Origin of the sequence: Domibacillus mangrovi (assembly GCF_001906925.1) — a bacterium.
GTDB lineage: Bacteria > Bacillota > Bacilli > Bacillales > Domibacillaceae > Domibacillus > Domibacillus mangrovi.
On sequence record NZ_MRWQ01000006.1, the window covers coordinates 91190 to 108786 of the forward strand.

The window sequence follows — 17597 nt, forward strand, 5'->3', positions numbered from 1 at the left end:
CGTACGTCTTACGTTACAGAAGACAGGCAGAAATCTGCTGTTAAAGTGGATCGCATATGTGCGGTCAATAAAGGTGGTACCACGGCTCCCCGTCCTTTTGAAGATGAGGGGGCCTTTTTTTATTTATCGCGGATGAAAGAAAACCTTGGGTGATGGAAGATTCACTTTATCCCGCATTAACGAGCAGTAAGACCCTTTCTTCAAGACTCCGAAAAGAAAAGAAGGATAAGCGGGGGATCAACTGTCCGTAAAAGCCCGATTGGTTTGGGCCGGCTGAAGCCGATCACTCAGGTATGGCCGCAGGACGCGGCGCTCTTTACCCGAGTTCCTGTTTATTCAGTGGGGGATGAACAAAATCCCAACTGAATGAAGTTTTACTATATAATTAATACGATGATCGGAAAAAGTACAGCTGTTTTTTGCTCGTTACAGAGAGCCTAGGGGGGTGGAACCAGGCACGCAGCAACAGCTCGAATGGGTCCGTGAGTGGTAGCTTGAACATATTGAAAGTAGAGCGCCCGGCAGCCGTCCGTTAACCGGTTTTAAGGGGAAGCAAATTAGCAATTTTGCTTCAACGAGAGGTGGCACCGCGGGAAACCGTCCTCCATAGATGATATGAGATCATCTATGGAGTTTTTTTATGGAAAGAAAGGGGAACTGATGATGAAATTACAGGCAACGATTCAATACAAACGAAAAGAAATGGAAGGAGATATGATTACACCAATCTCCATTTATCACATGCTGCGTGGAAAACAAAAGATGTTGTTTGAAAGCTCAGCCAAACATGAAGAAAGCGGGCGCTATTCATTTATAGCGGTGGATCCGGTCGCGCAATTTACAGCTGATGGAAACGGATATGTGATAACTAAAAAAGAAGGTAAAATAGAATCTGGTTCAGAAAAGTTCATGGACAAATTAAAAGAGATTATGCCTGTTTATGGTGACAACGATTATCCATTTCCTTTTTTTGGAGGTGCGGCTGGTTACATTGGGTATGATACTGTCTTTTTTGAAGAGAAAATAGGGACACCGCTTCCAGATGAACTCGAAATGCCTGACGTACATTTGTTGTTTTATGACACGTTCGTCGTCTATGATCATTTAACACAACTTGTTTCGCTCGTTGCGGTTGATTTATTTGGAAGCCGAACGGAAGCTGAGATGGATGCGGCGATTGAAAGTTTATATCATGACATTCATGGTGATCAAAAACCATTTGCCGGCAATGAAACAAATGTCCTTGCGTTCACTTCAAAAACAGAACGTAAAACATTTTGTGACATGGTTGAAAAAGCGAAAGAGCATATCATTCGCGGTGATATTTTCCAAGTCGTTCTTTCACAGCGTCTTTCATCTCCATTTGAAGGAGATCCGTTCACATTGTACCGCCGTCTTCGCACATCGAATCCATCACCGTACATGTTTTACATTGATTTTGATGGCTATACGGTGTTAGGCACATCACCAGAAAGCCTTGTCAAAGTAAGCGGAACGACAGTCACAACTAATCCTATTGCTGGCACTCGGCCGCGAGGCACATCACCAGAAAAAGATGCGCGTCTTGCAGAGGAGCTATTAGCGGATGAAAAAGAAATCGCTGAACACCGGATGCTTGTCGATCTTGGCCGTAACGATGTTGGAAAAATTTCAGAAATTGGCTCCGTCACATTGGATAAATATATGAAAATTGAAAAGTATAAACACGTGATGCATATCGTGTCAGAAGTATCAGGTGAATTAAGAGAAAATTATCATCCACTCGATGCACTGACAGCGTGTTTACCAGCGGGTACGGTTTCCGGTGCACCGAAAATTCGGGCGATGCAAATTATTAATGAACTCGAACCGGTAAAGCGCGGCGTGTACTCTGGCGCAGTCGGATACTTGTCGGCAACAGGCAGTATGGACTTTGCGCTTGCGATCCGCACGATGGTCATTAAAGACAATATGGCCCATGTACAAGCAGGAGCTGGCATCGTTTATGACTCCGTACCTGATACAGAATATGAAGAAACAATGCATAAAGCAAAAGCATTACTGGAGGTGCAAAAATGATTTTACTCATTGATAACTACGATTCATTCACATACAATCTATATCAACAAATCAGCGGAATCGGCAAAAACGTCCGTGTGGTCCGTAATGACGAAATTACGATCGATGAAATTGAAGCACTCGCACCAGAAGCAATTGTCATTTCTCCAGGACCAGGCACACCGGAAGAAGCTGGGATTTCGATTGAAGTGGTACACGCCTTTTATCATCGGATTCCAATTCTCGGTATTTGCCTAGGACATCAGGCAATTGCAGCGGCGTTTGGAACAGATATTATTCCAGCAAAAACGATTAAGCACGGGAAATTGTCTATGGTTCGTCATGAAGGAAAAGGATTGTTTTCTGCGGTGCAAGGTCCGGTGCCTGTCATGCGTTATCACTCTCTTGCCGTAGATAGAGAGACACTTAATCAAAAGCTAGAAGTGATAGCAGAATCAACTGATGATAACGAAATTATGGCACTGCGTCATAAAGAATATCCGGTTTTTGGGCTTCAATTTCATCCAGAATCGATTGGTACAAAAGTGGGAGATAATTTAATTAGCGAATTTTTCCGTTCATACCGAAAAGAAAAAAACATGAAAAAGTATTTAATGAAATTATCGGATGGAGAATCTCTTACAAAAGAAGAAATGGAAAATGCGGTGGACGAGATTTTGCAAGAAGATGTGACGGACAGTGAAATCGCTGCGTTTTTAATTGCGTTAAAAGCAAAAGGAGAAACGGTAGAGGAAGTCGCTGCATTTGTTCATGTCCTTCGTCAAAATGCAGTTGCATCCCGTACAAATTGGGAAAACGTAATGGATAATTGCGGTACGGGCGGTGACGGTTCCCAAAGCTTTAACATTAGTACAACGTCTGCTTTTGTGCTCGCGGGTGCTGGTGTAAAAGTAGCGAAACATGGCAATAGAAGCGTATCAAGCAAAACAGGCAGCGCCGATGTACTTGAACATCTTGGCGTGTCACTTGATTTCTTAGCTGATGAAACAGACCGCCTTCTTGAAGAAAACAATATTACCTTTTTGTTTGCACCGCACGTTCATCCGAAATTAAAGCGCATTATGAAAGTACGACGTGATTTAAAAATTCCAACCATTTTTAATTTGATTGGACCGCTGACAAATCCTGTACAGCTTGATTCGCAGCTTTTAGGCACTTATCGCCGGGATTCGCTTGAAATGATGGCTGATGTGTTAAATCTTCTTGGCCGTAAACGCGCCGTTGTCTTAAATGGAGCAGGGTATATGGATGAAGCGTCGCTTGCGGGTGAAAATCATTTAGTATTGCTTGAAAACGGAAAAATACAAAAAATGGTTGTAACAGCGGAATCCGCTGGTTTGCCACAATATCCGCTTGAAGCGATTAAAGGCGGAGAAGCGATTGAAAACGCCGAAATTTTAAAGCGAATTTTAGAAGGAGAGCGCGGTGCACCGCGCGATACAGTTGTCCTGAATAGTGCAATTGGTTTATTCGCAAATGGCAAGGCAAAGTCGATTCCTGAAGGTGTGAAGATGGCAGAAGAAAGCATTGATTCAGGTGCTGCGCTACAAAAATTAAATTATTTAATTGAATTTTCTAAAAAAAGACAGAAAGCAGTGGTAACAGGATGACAACCATTTTAGATAAAATTATTGATAAAAAACGAGAAGAAGTAGCGTTCCTAAAAAAGTCAGCACTCACATACAAAACAGATCGGATTCCGACTTCCTTTTATGATCGGATTATTGCATCAAAAACAATCGCGTTGATCGCTGAAGTGAAGCGGGCTTCCCCATCAAAAGGAGATATCAATCTAGGTGTTGATCCTGTTGAGCAAGCAACGATATATGCACAAAACGGCGCGGATGCCGTGTCTGTTCTAACGGATACGCCTTTTTTCAAAGGGACGATGGACGATCTAAAAGCAGTGAAAGCAAATGTTGAGATCCCTCTATTAAATAAAGATTTTATCATTGATGAAATTCAAATTGACCGAGCAAAAGCTTCAGGCGGCGATATCATTTTACTCATTGCGGCTGCGCTGAATGATGAAGAGATGCATCGATTGTACCGGCATTCAAAAGAGCATGGACTTGATGTGCTCGTTGAAGTGCATAATGAAGCGGAAATGGAACGGGCACTTGCGCTAGAGGCCAATATTATTGGAATTAACAACCGCGATCTTCACTCATTTAAAACAGATCTTGCTGTAACGGAAAGGCTCCTGTCCCAATATGGAAAAGAAAAGGCCATTTTTGTGTCAGAGAGCGGTATTAAAACAAAAGAAGATGCCATTCGGTTAAAAGAAGCGGGTGCTCGGGCCCTTCTTGTCGGTGAAACATTAATGCTCGCTGGCGATGTGGCAGCAACGGTCCGTTCGCTGAAAGTGGAATTGTAAAATGAATGTTAAAATTTGTGGAATTACCTCGTTTGAAGCAGCAAGCTGGGCATATGAGGCGGGTGCTGACATGATCGGATTTGTTTTTGCGAACAGCAGCCGGCGCATTTCAGCTGAATTGGCTCGCCAGATCGGTGAAACGGTTGGCGAAAATGTAAAAAAAGTCGGTGTGTTCGTTAATGAAGAGGCCGATGTCATTTGTGATATTGTGAAAACAGCCGGTCTTGATTATGTACAGCTTCATGGGGATGAACCAGCTGAATTTGCTGAAAACATGCCCGTTCCGGTTATAAAAGCTTTTTCAGTAAAAGAAAACATTTCGTACAAAGAAATGTTTGCCTACCCGGCCGAGTATATTTTAATCGACAGTCCGCCGGCTCGCTTTCGGGGAGGCAGTGGCCAAGTCTTTGACTGGTCCCTTCTTGAAAATCCGGATGTGGATAAAAACCGTCTCATTTTGGCAGGAGGTCTTTCACCTGATAATATAAAAGAAGCGGTACAGTCCGTTGGGCCATTTGCGGTGGATATTTCAAGCGGTGTCGAAACCGATGGCCAGAAAGATGAAACGAAAGTATTCCAATTTGTACAGCGTGCGAAAGGAGCAAATTAAATTGAGTAACGTATATAACCAGCCGGATGCTAAAGGGCATTACGGTGAATACGGCGGCCGTTACGTGCCAGAATCGCTTATGCGGGCCGTCAAAGAACTAGAAGAAGCATACGAGTCAGCGATGGTGGATGAATCATTTCTAGCTGAATTAAATCATTATTTAACCGATTATGTCGGTCGTGAAAACCCGCTTTACTTTGCTGAAAACTTAACAAAAGAAGCCGGCGGTGCGAAAATTTATTTGAAGCGTGAAGACTTGAATCATACAGGCGCTCATAAAATTAATAATACGATTGGACAAGCGCTTCTTGCCGTTCGCATGGGCAAACGAAAAGTCGTGGCTGAAACAGGTGCTGGACAGCATGGTGTGGCAACCGCTACGGTTTGTGCATTGTTGAATCTGGATTGTGTTATTTTCATGGGAGAAGAAGACATTCGCCGTCAGGAATTAAATGTGTTCCGGATGGAGCTGCTCGGTGCGCGTGTTGAAAGTGTCTCACAAGGAAGCGGTACATTAAAAGATGCGGTAAATGAAGCACTTCGCTACTGGGTAACAAATGTGGAGGATACTCATTATATTATGGGTTCAGTACTCGGTCCCCATCCATTCCCGCAAATTGTCCGCGATTTTCAAGCGGTCATTGGCAATGAAACGAAACGGCAGCTGCAGGAAAAAGAAGGCCGTCTTCCGGATGCGGTTGTCGCTTGTATTGGCGGGGGCAGCAACGCGATGGGGATGTTTTATCCATTTATTGAAGATGAATCAGTCAAAATGTACGGCGTAGAAGCAGCCGGAAGCGGTGTAGATACAGATAAACATGCGGCTTCGATGACAATGGGCAGTGTGGGTGTGCTGCATGGCAGTAAAATGTATTTGCTTCAGGATGAAGCAGGACAAATTCAAGAAGCGCATTCTATCTCTGCTGGCCTTGATTATCCGGGTGTCGGTCCGGAGCATAGCTTTTTAAAAGACTCGGGTCGTGTCATTTATGAACATATTACGGATGAAGAAGCGCTTGAAGGCTTTAAAGTGTTGACTAAAACAGAAGGTATTATACCAGCGCTTGAAAGCTCTCATGCTATCGCTTATGCACTGAAACTGGCAAAAACGATGAAAGAAGATGAAATTATCGCGATTTGTCTGTCAGGGCGTGGGGATAAAGATGTTGCACAAATTAAAGAACGTTTTGAAAGAGAGGGCCAAAAATAATGACGAAGCATAAAATGGCCGAAACGTTTGCACAGGTAAAGGAAGAAGGCAAAAAAGCATTTACGGCTTACATCATGGCCGGTGATGGCGGTCTTCATATGTTAAAAGAAACGATTTTATTGTTAGAAGATGCAGGTGTAACAGTCGTTGAAATCGGTATTCCATTTTCCGATCCCGTCGCTGACGGTCCGGTCATTCAAGAAGCCGGAAAACGGGCACTGGCTGAAAAAGTGACATTACAAGAAGTACTGGCTGAACTTGCATCGTTTAAAGACGACATTTCCATTCCGGTCGTCATTATGACATACGCAAATCCGGTATTTAAACTCGGTGCAGAAACCTTTGCTGATCAATGTGCAGCAGCTGGTGTGTCCGGTGTTATTATTCCGGATGTGCCGATGGAGGAAGAAACAGAGTTTAAAGAACCGTTGACAAAACATGATATCGCGCTCATTCGCTTCGTCACACTCACAAGTTCTGATGAACGAATCGATGAAACCGTTGATGGAGCAGAAGGCTTTATTTACGCGGTAACCGTAAACGGCATCACTGGTGCACGTGCAGGATTTGCTGGAGACCTGTCCGCTCATCTTGCCCGTATTACAGAAAAGAGTCCTGTACCAGTTCTCGCAGGATTCGGTGTCTCCTCTAAAGAACAGGCAGAAATACTTGGTGCTGCATGTGACGGCGTGATTGTCGGCAGTAAAATCGTCTCACTTCTTCATGAAGGACGGGGCCAAGAGATTAAAGAGTTAGTGCCGGGTAAAGTCGGCGTGAAATAAATAGAAGAAGCTGTCCGGAGTCTGTTTCCCGGACAGCTTTTTCTATTTAGCAGACGATGATTTATTCGCTACTTGTAGAACCAAGCCGTTTCTTTATGTATTCCTAGTTCTATTTCCCCTATTGGTTTCTGAATACATGGATTGTACCGTTCTTCGGAAATTCATAGACGCCCACCCTATTTAACATTAACAAAATGCAAATTCTACAAGAGATAGTCTTTTATGGTTTAGGAAAGTGTACGTTAGCAAAATAGAGAAAAAATGAAATTCAAGATAGCCAAAAATTACACGTTTACTTTTGGCGGCGTGAAAAAGATAATGTTATAGAGGAAATAGAATAAGAGGAGGAGGGATAGTATGTACGGGGAAATTGAAACATTTTTACGACCAGTGGAAGTACAAGAAGGAATGAAGACGGTAATCTATTACTGGGAAATTAAAGTGGCTGAGGTAAATAGAAAAATTTATGTATCAGCAATAGAACAAACATCTAAACAATCTATACCTTGGCAGCTAAGCAGTAAGTATTCAGTTGAAGAGGCGGCGATTGAGCTAGCTGAAGTTTGTGATCAAAAAATTTAATTACCAGAATGATTACATGTAAGCATCCTTCAATGGGATGCTTTTTAATTTTTTTAAATTTAAAAATGAACAAATTTTACTTACTCATTTATATAAGGCTTTACTAATAGAAAAGGTTCATTCTATAATGGTAATTTTCCTCTTTTTAGGGCTGAAAAACCGCATAATAGCGGGATTTTAAGCAATTTGAAAAAAGAAAAAAGTTAATTAAAAAATTTTATAAAAAAGCATTGGTTTTTAGATCGAACAGTAGTAAGATGATACATGAAAAAGGCAACCTTCAGGTCGCTGGATGAGATACTCAAGTAAAAAGGCCTTTTTCTTTCTCAAGTCGCTTTTCCATGTTAGACTTGTTGCTGTAAGCGTTTTAGGATCACCTGTACATATTTATACGAAAAGAGTATAAAAATAACGAAAAAGAAAATCAAATGGGCGAAATAGTTGGAGGTTTTTCAGAATGAACATGCAGAATGGCCAGGGTAATCCGTGGAAAGATTTTTCAGGACCAAACCTTGGATATGTAATGGAAATGTATGAACACTACTTAATTGATCCTGACTCAGTGGATCAAGAATTAAGACAGTTGTTTGATAAATGGGGAGCGCCTGTATCTCTTGCTGGAAGTGCATCGCCATCCGCAGCAGCAACATCACCGGGTGATCTTGATAAGTTGTATGGAGCCATAAAGCTAGCTGATGGTATTCGTATTCACGGACACCTTGCAGCAGATATTAATCCGCTTGATGATAGCCGTAAGGATACGCGCCGGATTGACCTTGAGACATATGGATTAACAGAAGCGGATTTGCGTGCTATTCCGGTTCAATACATTTGCAAAGGTGCACCATCTCATATACAAGACGGATATGAGGCGATTATGCATTTGAAGAAAGTATACACGGATAAAGTGGCTTTTGAATTTGCACAAGTACATGATCTCGAAGAAAAACAATGGCTTCGTCAGCAAATTGAATCAACAGATTATTATCCGACATTTTCAGATGATCATAAAAAAGCGCTTTTGAAGCGGTTGACGGAAGTTGAAGGATTTGAAAAATTCCTTCATAAAACATTTGTTGGTCAAAAACGCTTTTCTATCGAAGGATTGGATGCGATGGTTCTGCTTCTCGATGAACTCGTTCATCACTCTGCTGTAAAAGGTGCACAAACGATTAACATCGGTATGGCTCATCGTGGACGTCTAAACGTTCTCGCCCACATTCTAGGTAAACCATACGAAATGATTTTCGCTGAATTCGCACATGCGCCAAATAAAAAAATGCTTCCACTTGGTTCAATGAAAATGAACTACTACGGTTGGACAGGAGATGTAAAATATCATCTTGGTGCGGACCGCAGTTATAAAGAAGAAGATACATCAACAGCACGCATTACGCTTGCCAATAACCCGAGCCATCTTGAAGTTGTCAGCCCCATTGTAGCCGGATACACAAGAGCGGCGCAGGAAGTTCGGACAAGTAAAGGAAAACCGGATCTTGATGTGTCAAAAGCAATGTCGATTATTATCCACGGTGACGCTGCCTTCCCGGGTCAGGGAATTGTTGGTGAAACGTTTAATATGAGCCAGATTAACGGCTATAAAACAGGTGGATCCATTCACATCATTTCAAATAACATGATTGGGTTTACGACTGAATCCTATGATTCCCGCTCAACACGTTATGCATCAGATGTAGCAAAAGGCTTCGAAGTGCCGATCGTTCATGTGAATGCAGATGATCCAGAAGCATGTGTGGCAGCTGCTTTTATGGCAGTTAATTATCGCTCACGTTTCGGTAAAGATTTTGTGATTGATTTAATCGGTTACCGTCGCTTTGGTCATAATGAAACAGATGAACCGATGACAACGAATCCAAAAATGTACCAGTTGATTCGCAATCATAAAACTGTTCGTGAATTGTATGCGAATAAACTTGTTGATCGTGGTGTCATTGATGTAGGTTATGCAGAAAAAGTATACAGTGAAAATGAACAAAAGCTGAAAGATTTGTTTGAAACTGTTCCGAAAACAGATGACAATCCAGATATCGTGATGAATCCGCCGAAAGTCGTTGAGCAGGATCTACCTTGCAATAAGACAGGTGTCAGTGAAGACGACTTAAAAATCATTAATCAGGAACTTTTGACTTGGCCGGACGCATTCCAGCCATTCAAAAAACTTGAACGTATTTTGAAACGCCGCGAGCATCTATTTGAAGAAGATGGTCAAATAGATTGGGGGCATGCCGAAACGCTCGCATTTGCTTCGATTTTAAAGGAAGGCACCCCGATCAGACTGACTGGTCAGGATTCGCAGCGTGGTACATTTGCACATAGGAACCTCGTATTGCATGATGAAAACAGTGGAGCAGAATACTTACCGCTTCATGGATTAAGCAATACAAATGCGTCATTTGATGTCATTAACTCGCCGCTTACAGAAACAGCTGTTGTCGGTTTTGAATATGGCTATAATGTATTCTCTCCTGAAACGCTTGTTCTTTGGGAAGCGCAGTTTGGTGACTTTGCGAATATGGCACAAGTAATGTTTGACCAATTCGTCGCATCTGGACGAGCGAAATGGGGTCAAAAGTCAGGTCTTGTTCTGCTTCTGCCACACGGGTATGAAGGTCAAGGACCGGAGCATTCAAGTGCTCGGATGGAGCGTTTCTTGCAGTTAGCAGGAGAAAATAACTGGACGGTGGCAAACTTATCGTCAACAGCGCAATATTTCCATATTTTGCGCCGTCAAGCTTCAATTCTGCAAAAAGAAGAAGTACGTCCGCTTGTCATCATGACGCCGAAAAGCTTGCTTCGCCATCCGCTTGCAGCATCGAAAGCATCGGAATTCTCTAATGGTATATTTAAACTTGTTGTAGAAGAACCAAGAACAGGCAACAATCCTAAGAAAGTCGAACGTCTCGTTCTTTGCAGCGGTAAAGTGTCAATCGACCTTGCTGAGCAAATTGATAAGACAGAGGACAATTTAGACTGGCTTCATGTCTTGCGTGTAGAAGAATTGTATCCATTCCCGAAAGATGAGATCGCTGAAATTTTAAAACAATTCTCGAATGTGAAAGAAATTATCTGGCTGCAGGAAGAACCACAAAACATGGGTGCGTGGACATATATGGATCCAAGACTGCGTGATGTAGCTCCTGATGGAACATCTGTCCGTTACGTGGGCCGCCGCCGCCGTTCAAGCCCTTCTGAAGGGGATGCAATTGTCCACAAAAAAGAACAGGCACGTCTGTTACGTGCTGCCATGACGAAAGAACAGTAATAACAAATATACTGCAGCCGGTTTAAGTCCAGCTGCAGATAGTACATAATAAGAAAATAATGATGAATGATAACGAGGAGGATTTTTAACGTGGCAGAAATTAGAGTTCCTGAACTGGCAGAATCAATTACAGAAGGTACGATTGCGCAATGGTTAAAACAACCCGGTGATTACGTGGAAAAAGGCGAATACATCGTTGAGCTTGAAACAGATAAAGTAAACGTCGAAATCATTTCGGAAGAAGCAGGAACGATCAAAGAATTACAGGCAGCAGAAGGCGATACGGTTAAAGTAGGTCAAGTCATTGCTATTGTAGAAGCGGGTGCAACAAGTGCTACCCAGGCTCCAGCAGCTCCAGCATCAGAAGCAGCGCCGAAAGCAGAAGAGAAAGAAGTACAGCCTGAACCAGCTAAAGAAGATCCGAACAACCGGACAGTAGCTTCACCAGCAGCACGTAAATTAGCGCGTGAAAAAGGAATTGACTTATCTGCAGTTAAACCAGCTGATCCGCTAGGACGCGTCCGTGTTCAAGATGTAGAGACGCATCAAGATGTACCTTCATCTCCAGCTGCAGCCCCACAAAAAACACCTGTAGCAGCACCTGCGAAAAAACAGGATGATGGGAAACCGGTTGAGCGTGAGCGTATGAGCCGTCGCCGTCAAACGATTGCTAAACGTCTTGTTGAAGTACAGCAAACAGCTGCGATGTTGACGACGTTTAACGAAATTGACATGACAAATATTATGGATCTTCGCAAACGTAAAAAAGATAAATTCTTTGATGATCATGATGTGCGTCTTGGTTTCATGTCATTCTTCACAAAAGCCGTTGTGGCAGGATTGAAAAAGTATCAGTACGTCAATGCTGAAATCGATGGCGATGAAGTTCTGTTGAAAAAGTTCTATGATATCGGTGTTGCCGTATCAACAGATGATGGTCTTGTCGTACCAGTTGTCCGTGATTGCGACCGTAAAAACTTCTCTGAAATCGAAGGGTCTATTATGGAGATGGCTCTAAAAGCACGTGATAATAAACTGGCGCTTGCTGATCTGCAAGGCGGCACGTTTACGATCACAAACGGCGGTGTTTTCGGATCGCTGCTATCAACACCTATTCTGAACGGTTCACAGGTCGGCATTCTCGGCATGCATACGATTCAAAAGCGTCCGGTTGCAATTGGGGATTCCATTGAAATTCGTCCTATGATGTACGTGGCTCTTTCTTATGACCACCGTATTATTGATGGAAAAGAAGCAGTCAGCTTTTTGAAAATGGTGAAAGAATTAATTGAAAATCCTGAAGATCTTCTTCTAGAAGGATAAGTAACACAAAAATCCCGCAGTTGCGGGATTTTTTTATTATTTTTCATTTTTAGGTGATAATCCTCGTTTTCTCACTTCAATTTTTAATGCATTGATCCATTCCTTGTCGTCCCCGTTATTCAATGCGTCCCGATAAGCAGCCACTAACAGTTCATTGCTCATAATCTTCATTCGTTTATGACCTCCTCTGAGTGGTGTTAAAATAAAGATATATATCTTTATTTGCTGAATATTATACTAGCAATCAATCTAAATGCAAACGATAAACAAGAATCTAATAAAAACGATAGAATATTCCCAATTTATATTATCTTTTTTAAAAAAATTGTAATAAAATCATGAAAAAGGGGGGCTATTTGTTGTATATTTATAAGAGTAGTCAGATAAAAGAGGCTGACAAATGGGCAGAAGAACAGGGGATGACGGCTTTTACGTTGATGGAGCTTTCAGGGGTTGGCCTTTTCAACGCTATAAAACAGGATTTGGATATACATAAACATCATTTCACCATTATAGCAGGCAAAGGGAATAACGGAGGAGATGGCATTGTGCTTGCCCGTTATCTTCAAATAGCAGGTGTGCGATGTACCCTTTTCTTTCCGTTGGGACTTCCGGTATCCGCAGCATCAAAAGCTCACTTTGACTATTATTCTTCACTTGGTTTTTCAGTATCGACAAATTTACCGGATCAATCAGGTTCAATTCTTGTTGACAGTTTGCTCGGTATTGGGGTTAAGCTCCCGCTACGGGAAAATATTCAACATGTGATGGACTGGATGAATAGACAGGTAGCGATGAAAGTGGCGATTGATTTACCAACGGGTGCAGCATCAGATGATGGCGATTGTGACAAGCATGCATTTAAAGCAGATCGGACGTACTCGCTGCACGGATATAAGCCATCTCGTTTTTTGTTTCCAGCGGCCTCTTTGTATGGTGAGACAAAAGTGGTCGAGATCGGATTGCCACATACATCGAACTGGAAAGTGAGAAGTGCACTGGATGTAGCTAAATCACTCACATATAGCGGCCGGAATACCCATAAAGGAACATTTGGCCACGGATTATTAATTGCGGGTACGAAAGATATGCCGGGCAGTGCAGCACTCGCTGCATCTGGCGCCGTTTCATGCGGTGCTGGAAAATTGACCGTACAGACAGAAAAAGAAGCTGTCCCGATTATTGCGTCCCATGTACCAGAAGCGATGTATCAAATTAACCCGCACATCGAATTGGACCATTCATTTGATGCCATTGCAGCAGGATGTGGCCGACCGTCTAATGATAAAATGGAAACATTAATCGAGGAACTTTTAGCACAAAGTAAGCCTGTGATTCTTGATGCAGGTGCGTTGTATCCACGCTCATATGCAAAGAAAAAATGTCCGATCATCGTTACACCGCATCCCGGAGAGTTTTCCCGGATGACCGGCAAAGAGATTGTTTATGTTCAGCGTACGCGCCTAGAGGCAGCTTCTGCTTATGCTGTTGAAAACAATGTCACGGTTGTATTAAAAGGGGAGTACACCGTGACGGCTTTTGCTGATGGCAGCGGGTATGTGAATGTGACCGGCAACGATGGTTTGTCAAAAGGCGGCAGTGGAGATGTGCTGACAGGCCTTATTCTCGCATTGGTGCTCCGAAACAAAAATATAAAAGAAGCAGTGGCCGATGCAGTCTATCTTCATGGTTATTGTGCAGATAAGTGGAAGGAAGCGTATCCGGCACAGACAATGCGTCCATCTTATATTTCGCAAATAATTGCCGAAGCCGCAAATGAAATTTTAAAGGAGACATGAAAATGATACATACAAAATGGAATGAAAAAGAAACGATTAAACAGGTAACGTGTGTGCATACAAAAGCAGAAAAGTACATGGTTGAACATGTATTGACAGAAGGTAATGTGTACGATGTGAAAAATGAAACAGATGAATTTTATTTTGTTGTTGATAACAAAGGCCGTATATCCGGATTTTATAAAGATTATTTTCAAGATATAAACTAATTGAACGGATCGATTTGTGGGAGGGAACAAAGTGTTTGATGAACGAATTGCGTTAAAAATTAGACTTGATCAGTTGGCAGATGCGGAAGTTCGGGTGATGCAGGAGTTTAAAAAAGAGAGGGCAGTTATTTTTTCTCGTTTACAGGAACTTGACAGTGTGGATGAGTCAGATGATCGTTCAGTCACCGCGATTACAAAACTCGGGATGCCGCCAAGAGCCCGCCGCGGTCGCCGAAGTGAAAGTTTAACTAAACTTCGTGAAACTGCAGTCGTCGTACTGAAAGAGCAAAATACACCCATTCGAGGCATTGAATTACAGCGTTTTGTGGAAGAACGGACAGGTAAAAAAATTGCGAATATGACGACGTTTATGAATGGTCTTGAACGTGAAAATGAACGTGTCCGAAAGCTTGGTCGAGGACTATATATGTACGAATACGATATATGAACTATTTTTATTTAAATTTTATAAACATGTTTACAGCCCTTTTCATTAGGAGAAAGGGCTGTTTTTATCGTTTGACGACGAAACTTTATTATACATTGAATTCATGAAATGGAATTGGCGAATTAAAATGGTTAGATCAGGCATAATACCCTTAGAAAGGGGTGATTGTCATCTATAATACAGGAGATTGGGTTTTTAATAAAAATAATCAAACACGGGGTTTTATCGTAGCATCAACGCATCATGCATCCGTAGTCACTTATGTACGAAATGGACACTTTGTTACCTCGAATTCGAGTACACAAAACCTTGAGAAATTGGACGCGCAACTCAAACCAGATGAATTAATGGAATTAATGGATATGGCACTCGAACTGAGGGATCGAGAATGGTTCCAAGAACTCACCACGCAAATTGGAAAAGCGAAGGAGTGTGCGGAATGAAAGTGAAAAAAAATCAGTCCTATAAGGGTTCATTTAGACTCTATTTTTGAAATGAAAATAAAACAGAACCTAAAAAGGGCTGTGATTTCGAAAAATCACGCCCTTTTTTTAGTGCCTTCTTTTTGTTAGTTAACGTAACGATTGTTAGCATAGCTCCGTTATTAAACATGCGTACTATCTTTCGACAGTGGTTAATACGAAGAAGCTTTTAATAGGGTATCCTTTGTTTTTTTATCTCCTTTTTTCACGAATAACATCGTGCAGAAAAATAAGGAGAGGGTGATAATAAATAAAGCGAGACCCAGGAGGCCTTTCTCGTAAAGAGGGGTATAGTTTAAAGTCGTTAAGACGGTTGTGACTACTGCAAGAATGATTAAATACAAACCAGTACGGGTTTGAGACCGGGATGCTTTTACCTTCAAGACAGTCGCTTGTTCAGCTAGTGTTACAATGACTAACGTGAACATGTTTGCAATCATTCCCGGCCAAACTGGATGTGTATGCAGGAAAAATTGGGAAGTTTCCCAGCCGCCAAGATGATACCAAAGTAAACCAGTTGTCGTCCCGACAACCATTGATGAAATGACAGCACGTGAAGTCGCTAACGGCCAAAAAAGAGCTGCGACGACAGGAGCAAATGTTGCAGAGTTTCTTGTTACCCAGGCAAGTACATTCCACCAAGCGGATTGCTCGGATCGGAGTGTAGCTAAGATGATCATTTCGATCGTTAAAATCGCCAGCGCCCATTTTGTGTAGCGAATGTATGTCTGTTCTCCACGTCCTGGAAAAAGGGCCGACCCAACATCTTTACCTAAACTGGTAGCTCCTGAAAACTGGCACGGTGCTCCCCAGCTTAAGGCACATGCCCAAAAACCAAGGAAAAATAGTGCCACGAGCGGTGCGGGTAAGACTTCTAATAAATAATGAGGGATGGCAATCAATCCGACTTTTTCATCAGGCACAACAACGGCTGCTGAAAGGCCAAAAAAGACGGCTCCGACAATTAACGGAATACCAAGAAATGCTCCCCATAAAAGCCCTTTCTTTCCTTCCTCTACCGTTTTACATGACAAGGCCATTTGAAATGCGGCTTGTGCTAATACAATGTTAACGAGAAATGTGCCAAACCAGGCGACAATTGTTTGGATGCCCACGCTGGAATAAGAAAACATTTCAGGTCTGACTTCGGCAAACTGCTTTAGGCCATCCATTCCAGGATTAATAAAAACGGCAATAAATCCTACAGCGAGCATGACGTAAAACATAATTGTATTAAACATTTGTGTATAGCCGATCGCCCACATGCCGCCAAACTGCAAGTAAGCAAATAGCAAGAGGGCTGTGATAATCACAGCGGTAATTAAAGAAACACCTGTAAATACGTGCAGCGCCGAAGCAAAGGCCAATGCAGTGGCAACTGACCACATAGGAAAAGCAAACGCCGTGATCGCTCCGCCAAGTGCCTGGGCTCTTTTCCCAAAGCGGTCACCGATTAAGCCGGAAATTGTAATCACTAACTTTTTCCGGAACGGTCCGATAAACAGTACGGCAATTAAAAGAACTTGCACTGTTTCAGCGACACCATACCAAACGGCTGAAACACCTGTTAAGTAAGATAATTCAATGATAGCGATGAAAGAAGAGCCGGAAAATAATCCAGTAATACATACAGCGACGAAAAAGGCGTTAAAATTCCTCCCGCCTACAAAGTAACCGCTTCCTCCACTCGCTTTACGAACCGTAAACTGTCCAATCCCAATCAACAATAACGTATAAATTAATGCAAACGCTACAAACCAATACCCAACACTTGTCAATTATATCCTTCCTTTCTGTAAAGCACAGGGACATTTAATTTGTTCCTTTAAAGTAGTAAATTGAAAATGGCCCTAGTAAGAAGAGGAAGAGACTTAATTATGCGATCCCTCTTCTCTTCTTTCAAAGAATACTTTTCGTGTGAAACAAATTGGTAAGAATGTCATCGAGCTAGTCCCTTCATCTTTTTGATAAAGTTTTCATTTATATATACTAATTAAATAATTCATATAAGTCAACTAGGAAATAGTCTATATAACTTTTAACTGTATGTAGATACATTTTATCCCGCATTAACGGGCAGTAAGACCCCCGCTTCAAGACTTTGAAAAGAAAAGAAGGATAAGCGGGGGATCAACTGTCCGTAAAAGCCCGATTGGTTCGGGCCGGCTGAAGCCGGTCACTCAGGTATTGCTGCAGGATGCGGTGCTCTTTACCTGAGTTCTTTTTTATTCAGTGGGGGAGGAAGAAAACCCCCCATGGAATGAAGTTTCACTTTATTTTTTAAGAAAGTGAATGAAGAAAAAGAATACTTGATTTTGAAATACATATTAATTAGATTTTTAACGTCTGAACTCATCAAGATATGGAAGGTGATTTTAAAATTGAAAATAGCTGCCGACGTTGTCGGCAGCTTAAATAGGTACGTTTGTTGAGT

The 17597-nt window shown here is 42.1% G+C and carries 15 protein-coding genes and 2 other annotated features (1 of these 17 cut by a window edge); of the genes, 13 read left to right on the forward strand and 2 right to left on the reverse strand.

Features of this window, described 5'->3' with window-relative positions; genetic code table 11:
• Positions 1-100, forward strand: a binding site (T-box leader) (it extends 137 nt beyond the left edge of the window).
• Positions 101-384: 284 nt separating this feature from the next.
• Positions 385-608: a binding site (T-box leader), on the forward strand.
• A gap of 52 nt (positions 609-660) precedes the next feature.
• The 9 genes from trpE (at position 661) to odhB (ending at position 12225) form a co-directional block, all read left to right on the forward strand.
• Positions 661-2058, forward strand: a complete 1398-nt coding sequence (gene trpE / locus BLL40_RS07755) for an anthranilate synthase component I (RefSeq protein ID WP_425429406.1) — start codon at positions 661-663, stop codon at positions 2056-2058.
• Complete coding sequence (locus tag BLL40_RS07760; RefSeq protein WP_073711349.1) at positions 2055-3668, forward strand: bifunctional anthranilate synthase component II/anthranilate phosphoribosyltransferase; 1614 nt, start codon at positions 2055-2057, stop codon at positions 3666-3668. The genes trpE and BLL40_RS07760 overlap by 4 nt, the downstream gene beginning before the upstream one ends.
• Complete coding sequence (gene trpC / locus BLL40_RS07765; RefSeq protein ID WP_073711350.1) at positions 3665-4435, forward strand: indole-3-glycerol phosphate synthase TrpC; 771 nt, start codon at positions 3665-3667, stop codon at positions 4433-4435. Before BLL40_RS07760 ends, trpC begins: the two co-directional genes overlap by 4 nt.
• A 1-nt stretch (position 4436) precedes the next feature.
• Positions 4437-5045 (forward strand): phosphoribosylanthranilate isomerase, encoded by a 609-nt coding sequence (locus BLL40_RS07770; protein WP_073711351.1) that lies wholly within the window; start codon positions 4437-4439, stop codon positions 5043-5045.
• Position 5046: 1 nt separating this feature from the next.
• The gene (gene trpB / locus BLL40_RS07775; protein ID WP_073711352.1) at positions 5047-6255 is read left to right on the forward strand and encodes a tryptophan synthase subunit beta; all 1209 of its coding nucleotides are present in this window, start codon (positions 5047-5049) and stop codon (positions 6253-6255) included.
• Positions 6255-7037 (forward strand): tryptophan synthase subunit alpha, encoded by a 783-nt coding sequence (trpA, locus tag BLL40_RS07780; RefSeq protein ID WP_073711353.1) that lies wholly within the window; start codon positions 6255-6257, stop codon positions 7035-7037. Before trpB ends, trpA begins: the two co-directional genes overlap by 1 nt.
• 357 nt (positions 7038-7394) lie before the next feature.
• A complete protein-coding gene (locus BLL40_RS07785) occupies positions 7395-7619 on the forward strand; it encodes a hypothetical protein (protein ID WP_073711354.1) in 225 nt (74 codons plus the stop codon).
• A gap of 457 nt (positions 7620-8076) precedes the next feature.
• Positions 8077-10902: a 2-oxoglutarate dehydrogenase E1 component gene (locus BLL40_RS07790; RefSeq protein WP_073711355.1), complete on the forward strand. Its 2826-nt coding sequence runs from the start codon at positions 8077-8079 to the stop codon at positions 10900-10902.
• A gap of 90 nt (positions 10903-10992) precedes the next feature.
• Positions 10993-12225 carry a 2-oxoglutarate dehydrogenase complex dihydrolipoyllysine-residue succinyltransferase gene (odhB, locus tag BLL40_RS07795; RefSeq protein ID WP_073711356.1) on the forward strand — a complete coding sequence of 411 codons (1233 nt, stop codon included), beginning with the start codon at positions 10993-10995 and terminating at the stop codon, positions 12223-12225.
• Between the two features lie 36 nt (positions 12226-12261).
• On the opposite strand, the gene sda is transcribed toward odhB, so the two are convergent.
• On the reverse strand, positions 12262-12396 hold the full coding sequence (gene sda / locus BLL40_RS07800) for a sporulation histidine kinase inhibitor Sda (RefSeq protein WP_073711357.1): 135 nt from the start codon (positions 12394-12396) through the stop codon (positions 12262-12264).
• Positions 12397-12584: 188 nt separating this feature from the next.
• Between sda and BLL40_RS07805 the strand changes: the two genes are divergently transcribed.
• The 4 genes from BLL40_RS07805 (at position 12585) to BLL40_RS07820 (ending at position 15124) form a co-directional block, all read left to right on the forward strand.
• Positions 12585-14024, forward strand: a complete 1440-nt coding sequence (locus BLL40_RS07805) for a bifunctional ADP-dependent NAD(P)H-hydrate dehydratase/NAD(P)H-hydrate epimerase (RefSeq protein ID WP_073711358.1) — start codon at positions 12585-12587, stop codon at positions 14022-14024.
• A gap of 2 nt (positions 14025-14026) precedes the next feature.
• Complete coding sequence (locus BLL40_RS07810) at positions 14027-14233, forward strand: DUF6501 family protein (protein ID WP_073711359.1); 207 nt, start codon at positions 14027-14029, stop codon at positions 14231-14233.
• A gap of 31 nt (positions 14234-14264) precedes the next feature.
• Positions 14265-14681, forward strand: a complete 417-nt coding sequence (locus BLL40_RS07815; RefSeq protein ID WP_073711360.1) for a Rok-like winged helix domain-containing protein — start codon at positions 14265-14267, stop codon at positions 14679-14681.
• 161 nt (positions 14682-14842) lie between these two features.
• Positions 14843-15124 carry an IDEAL domain-containing protein gene (locus tag BLL40_RS07820; protein ID WP_073711361.1) on the forward strand — a complete coding sequence of 94 codons (282 nt, stop codon included), beginning with the start codon at positions 14843-14845 and terminating at the stop codon, positions 15122-15124.
• 191 nt (positions 15125-15315) lie between these two features.
• Here BLL40_RS07820 and BLL40_RS07825 read toward each other — a convergent pair whose 3' ends face one another.
• On the reverse strand, positions 15316-16941 hold the full coding sequence (locus tag BLL40_RS07825) for a sodium:solute symporter family protein (protein WP_073711362.1): 1626 nt from the start codon (positions 16939-16941) through the stop codon (positions 15316-15318).
• Between the last annotated feature and the right edge of the window lie 656 nt (positions 16942-17597).

Excerpts from the sequence above, each read along its gene's own strand:
- BLL40_RS07785 (WP_073711354.1), top strand. The coding sequence starts at position 7,395 with ATGTACGGGGAAATTGAAACATTTTTACGACCAGTGGAAGTACAAGAA.
- BLL40_RS07790 (WP_073711355.1), top strand. The coding sequence starts at position 8,077 with ATGAACATGCAGAATGGCCAGGGTAATCCGTGGAAAGATTTTTCAGGA.
- sda (WP_073711357.1), bottom strand. The coding sequence starts at position 12,396 with ATGAAGATTATGAGCAATGAACTGTTAGTGGCTGCTTATCGGGACGCA.
- trpC (WP_073711350.1), top strand. The coding sequence starts at position 3,665 with ATGACAACCATTTTAGATAAAATTATTGATAAAAAACGAGAAGAAGTA.
- BLL40_RS07760 (WP_073711349.1), top strand. The coding sequence starts at position 2,055 with ATGATTTTACTCATTGATAACTACGATTCATTCACATACAATCTATAT.
- trpA (WP_073711353.1), top strand. The coding sequence starts at position 6,255 with ATGACGAAGCATAAAATGGCCGAAACGTTTGCACAGGTAAAGGAAGAA.
- trpE (WP_425429406.1), top strand. The coding sequence starts at position 661 with ATGATGAAATTACAGGCAACGATTCAATACAAACGAAAAGAAATGGAA.
- BLL40_RS07770 (WP_073711351.1), top strand. The coding sequence starts at position 4,437 with ATGAATGTTAAAATTTGTGGAATTACCTCGTTTGAAGCAGCAAGCTGG.
- BLL40_RS07810 (WP_073711359.1), top strand. The coding sequence starts at position 14,027 with ATGATACATACAAAATGGAATGAAAAAGAAACGATTAAACAGGTAACG.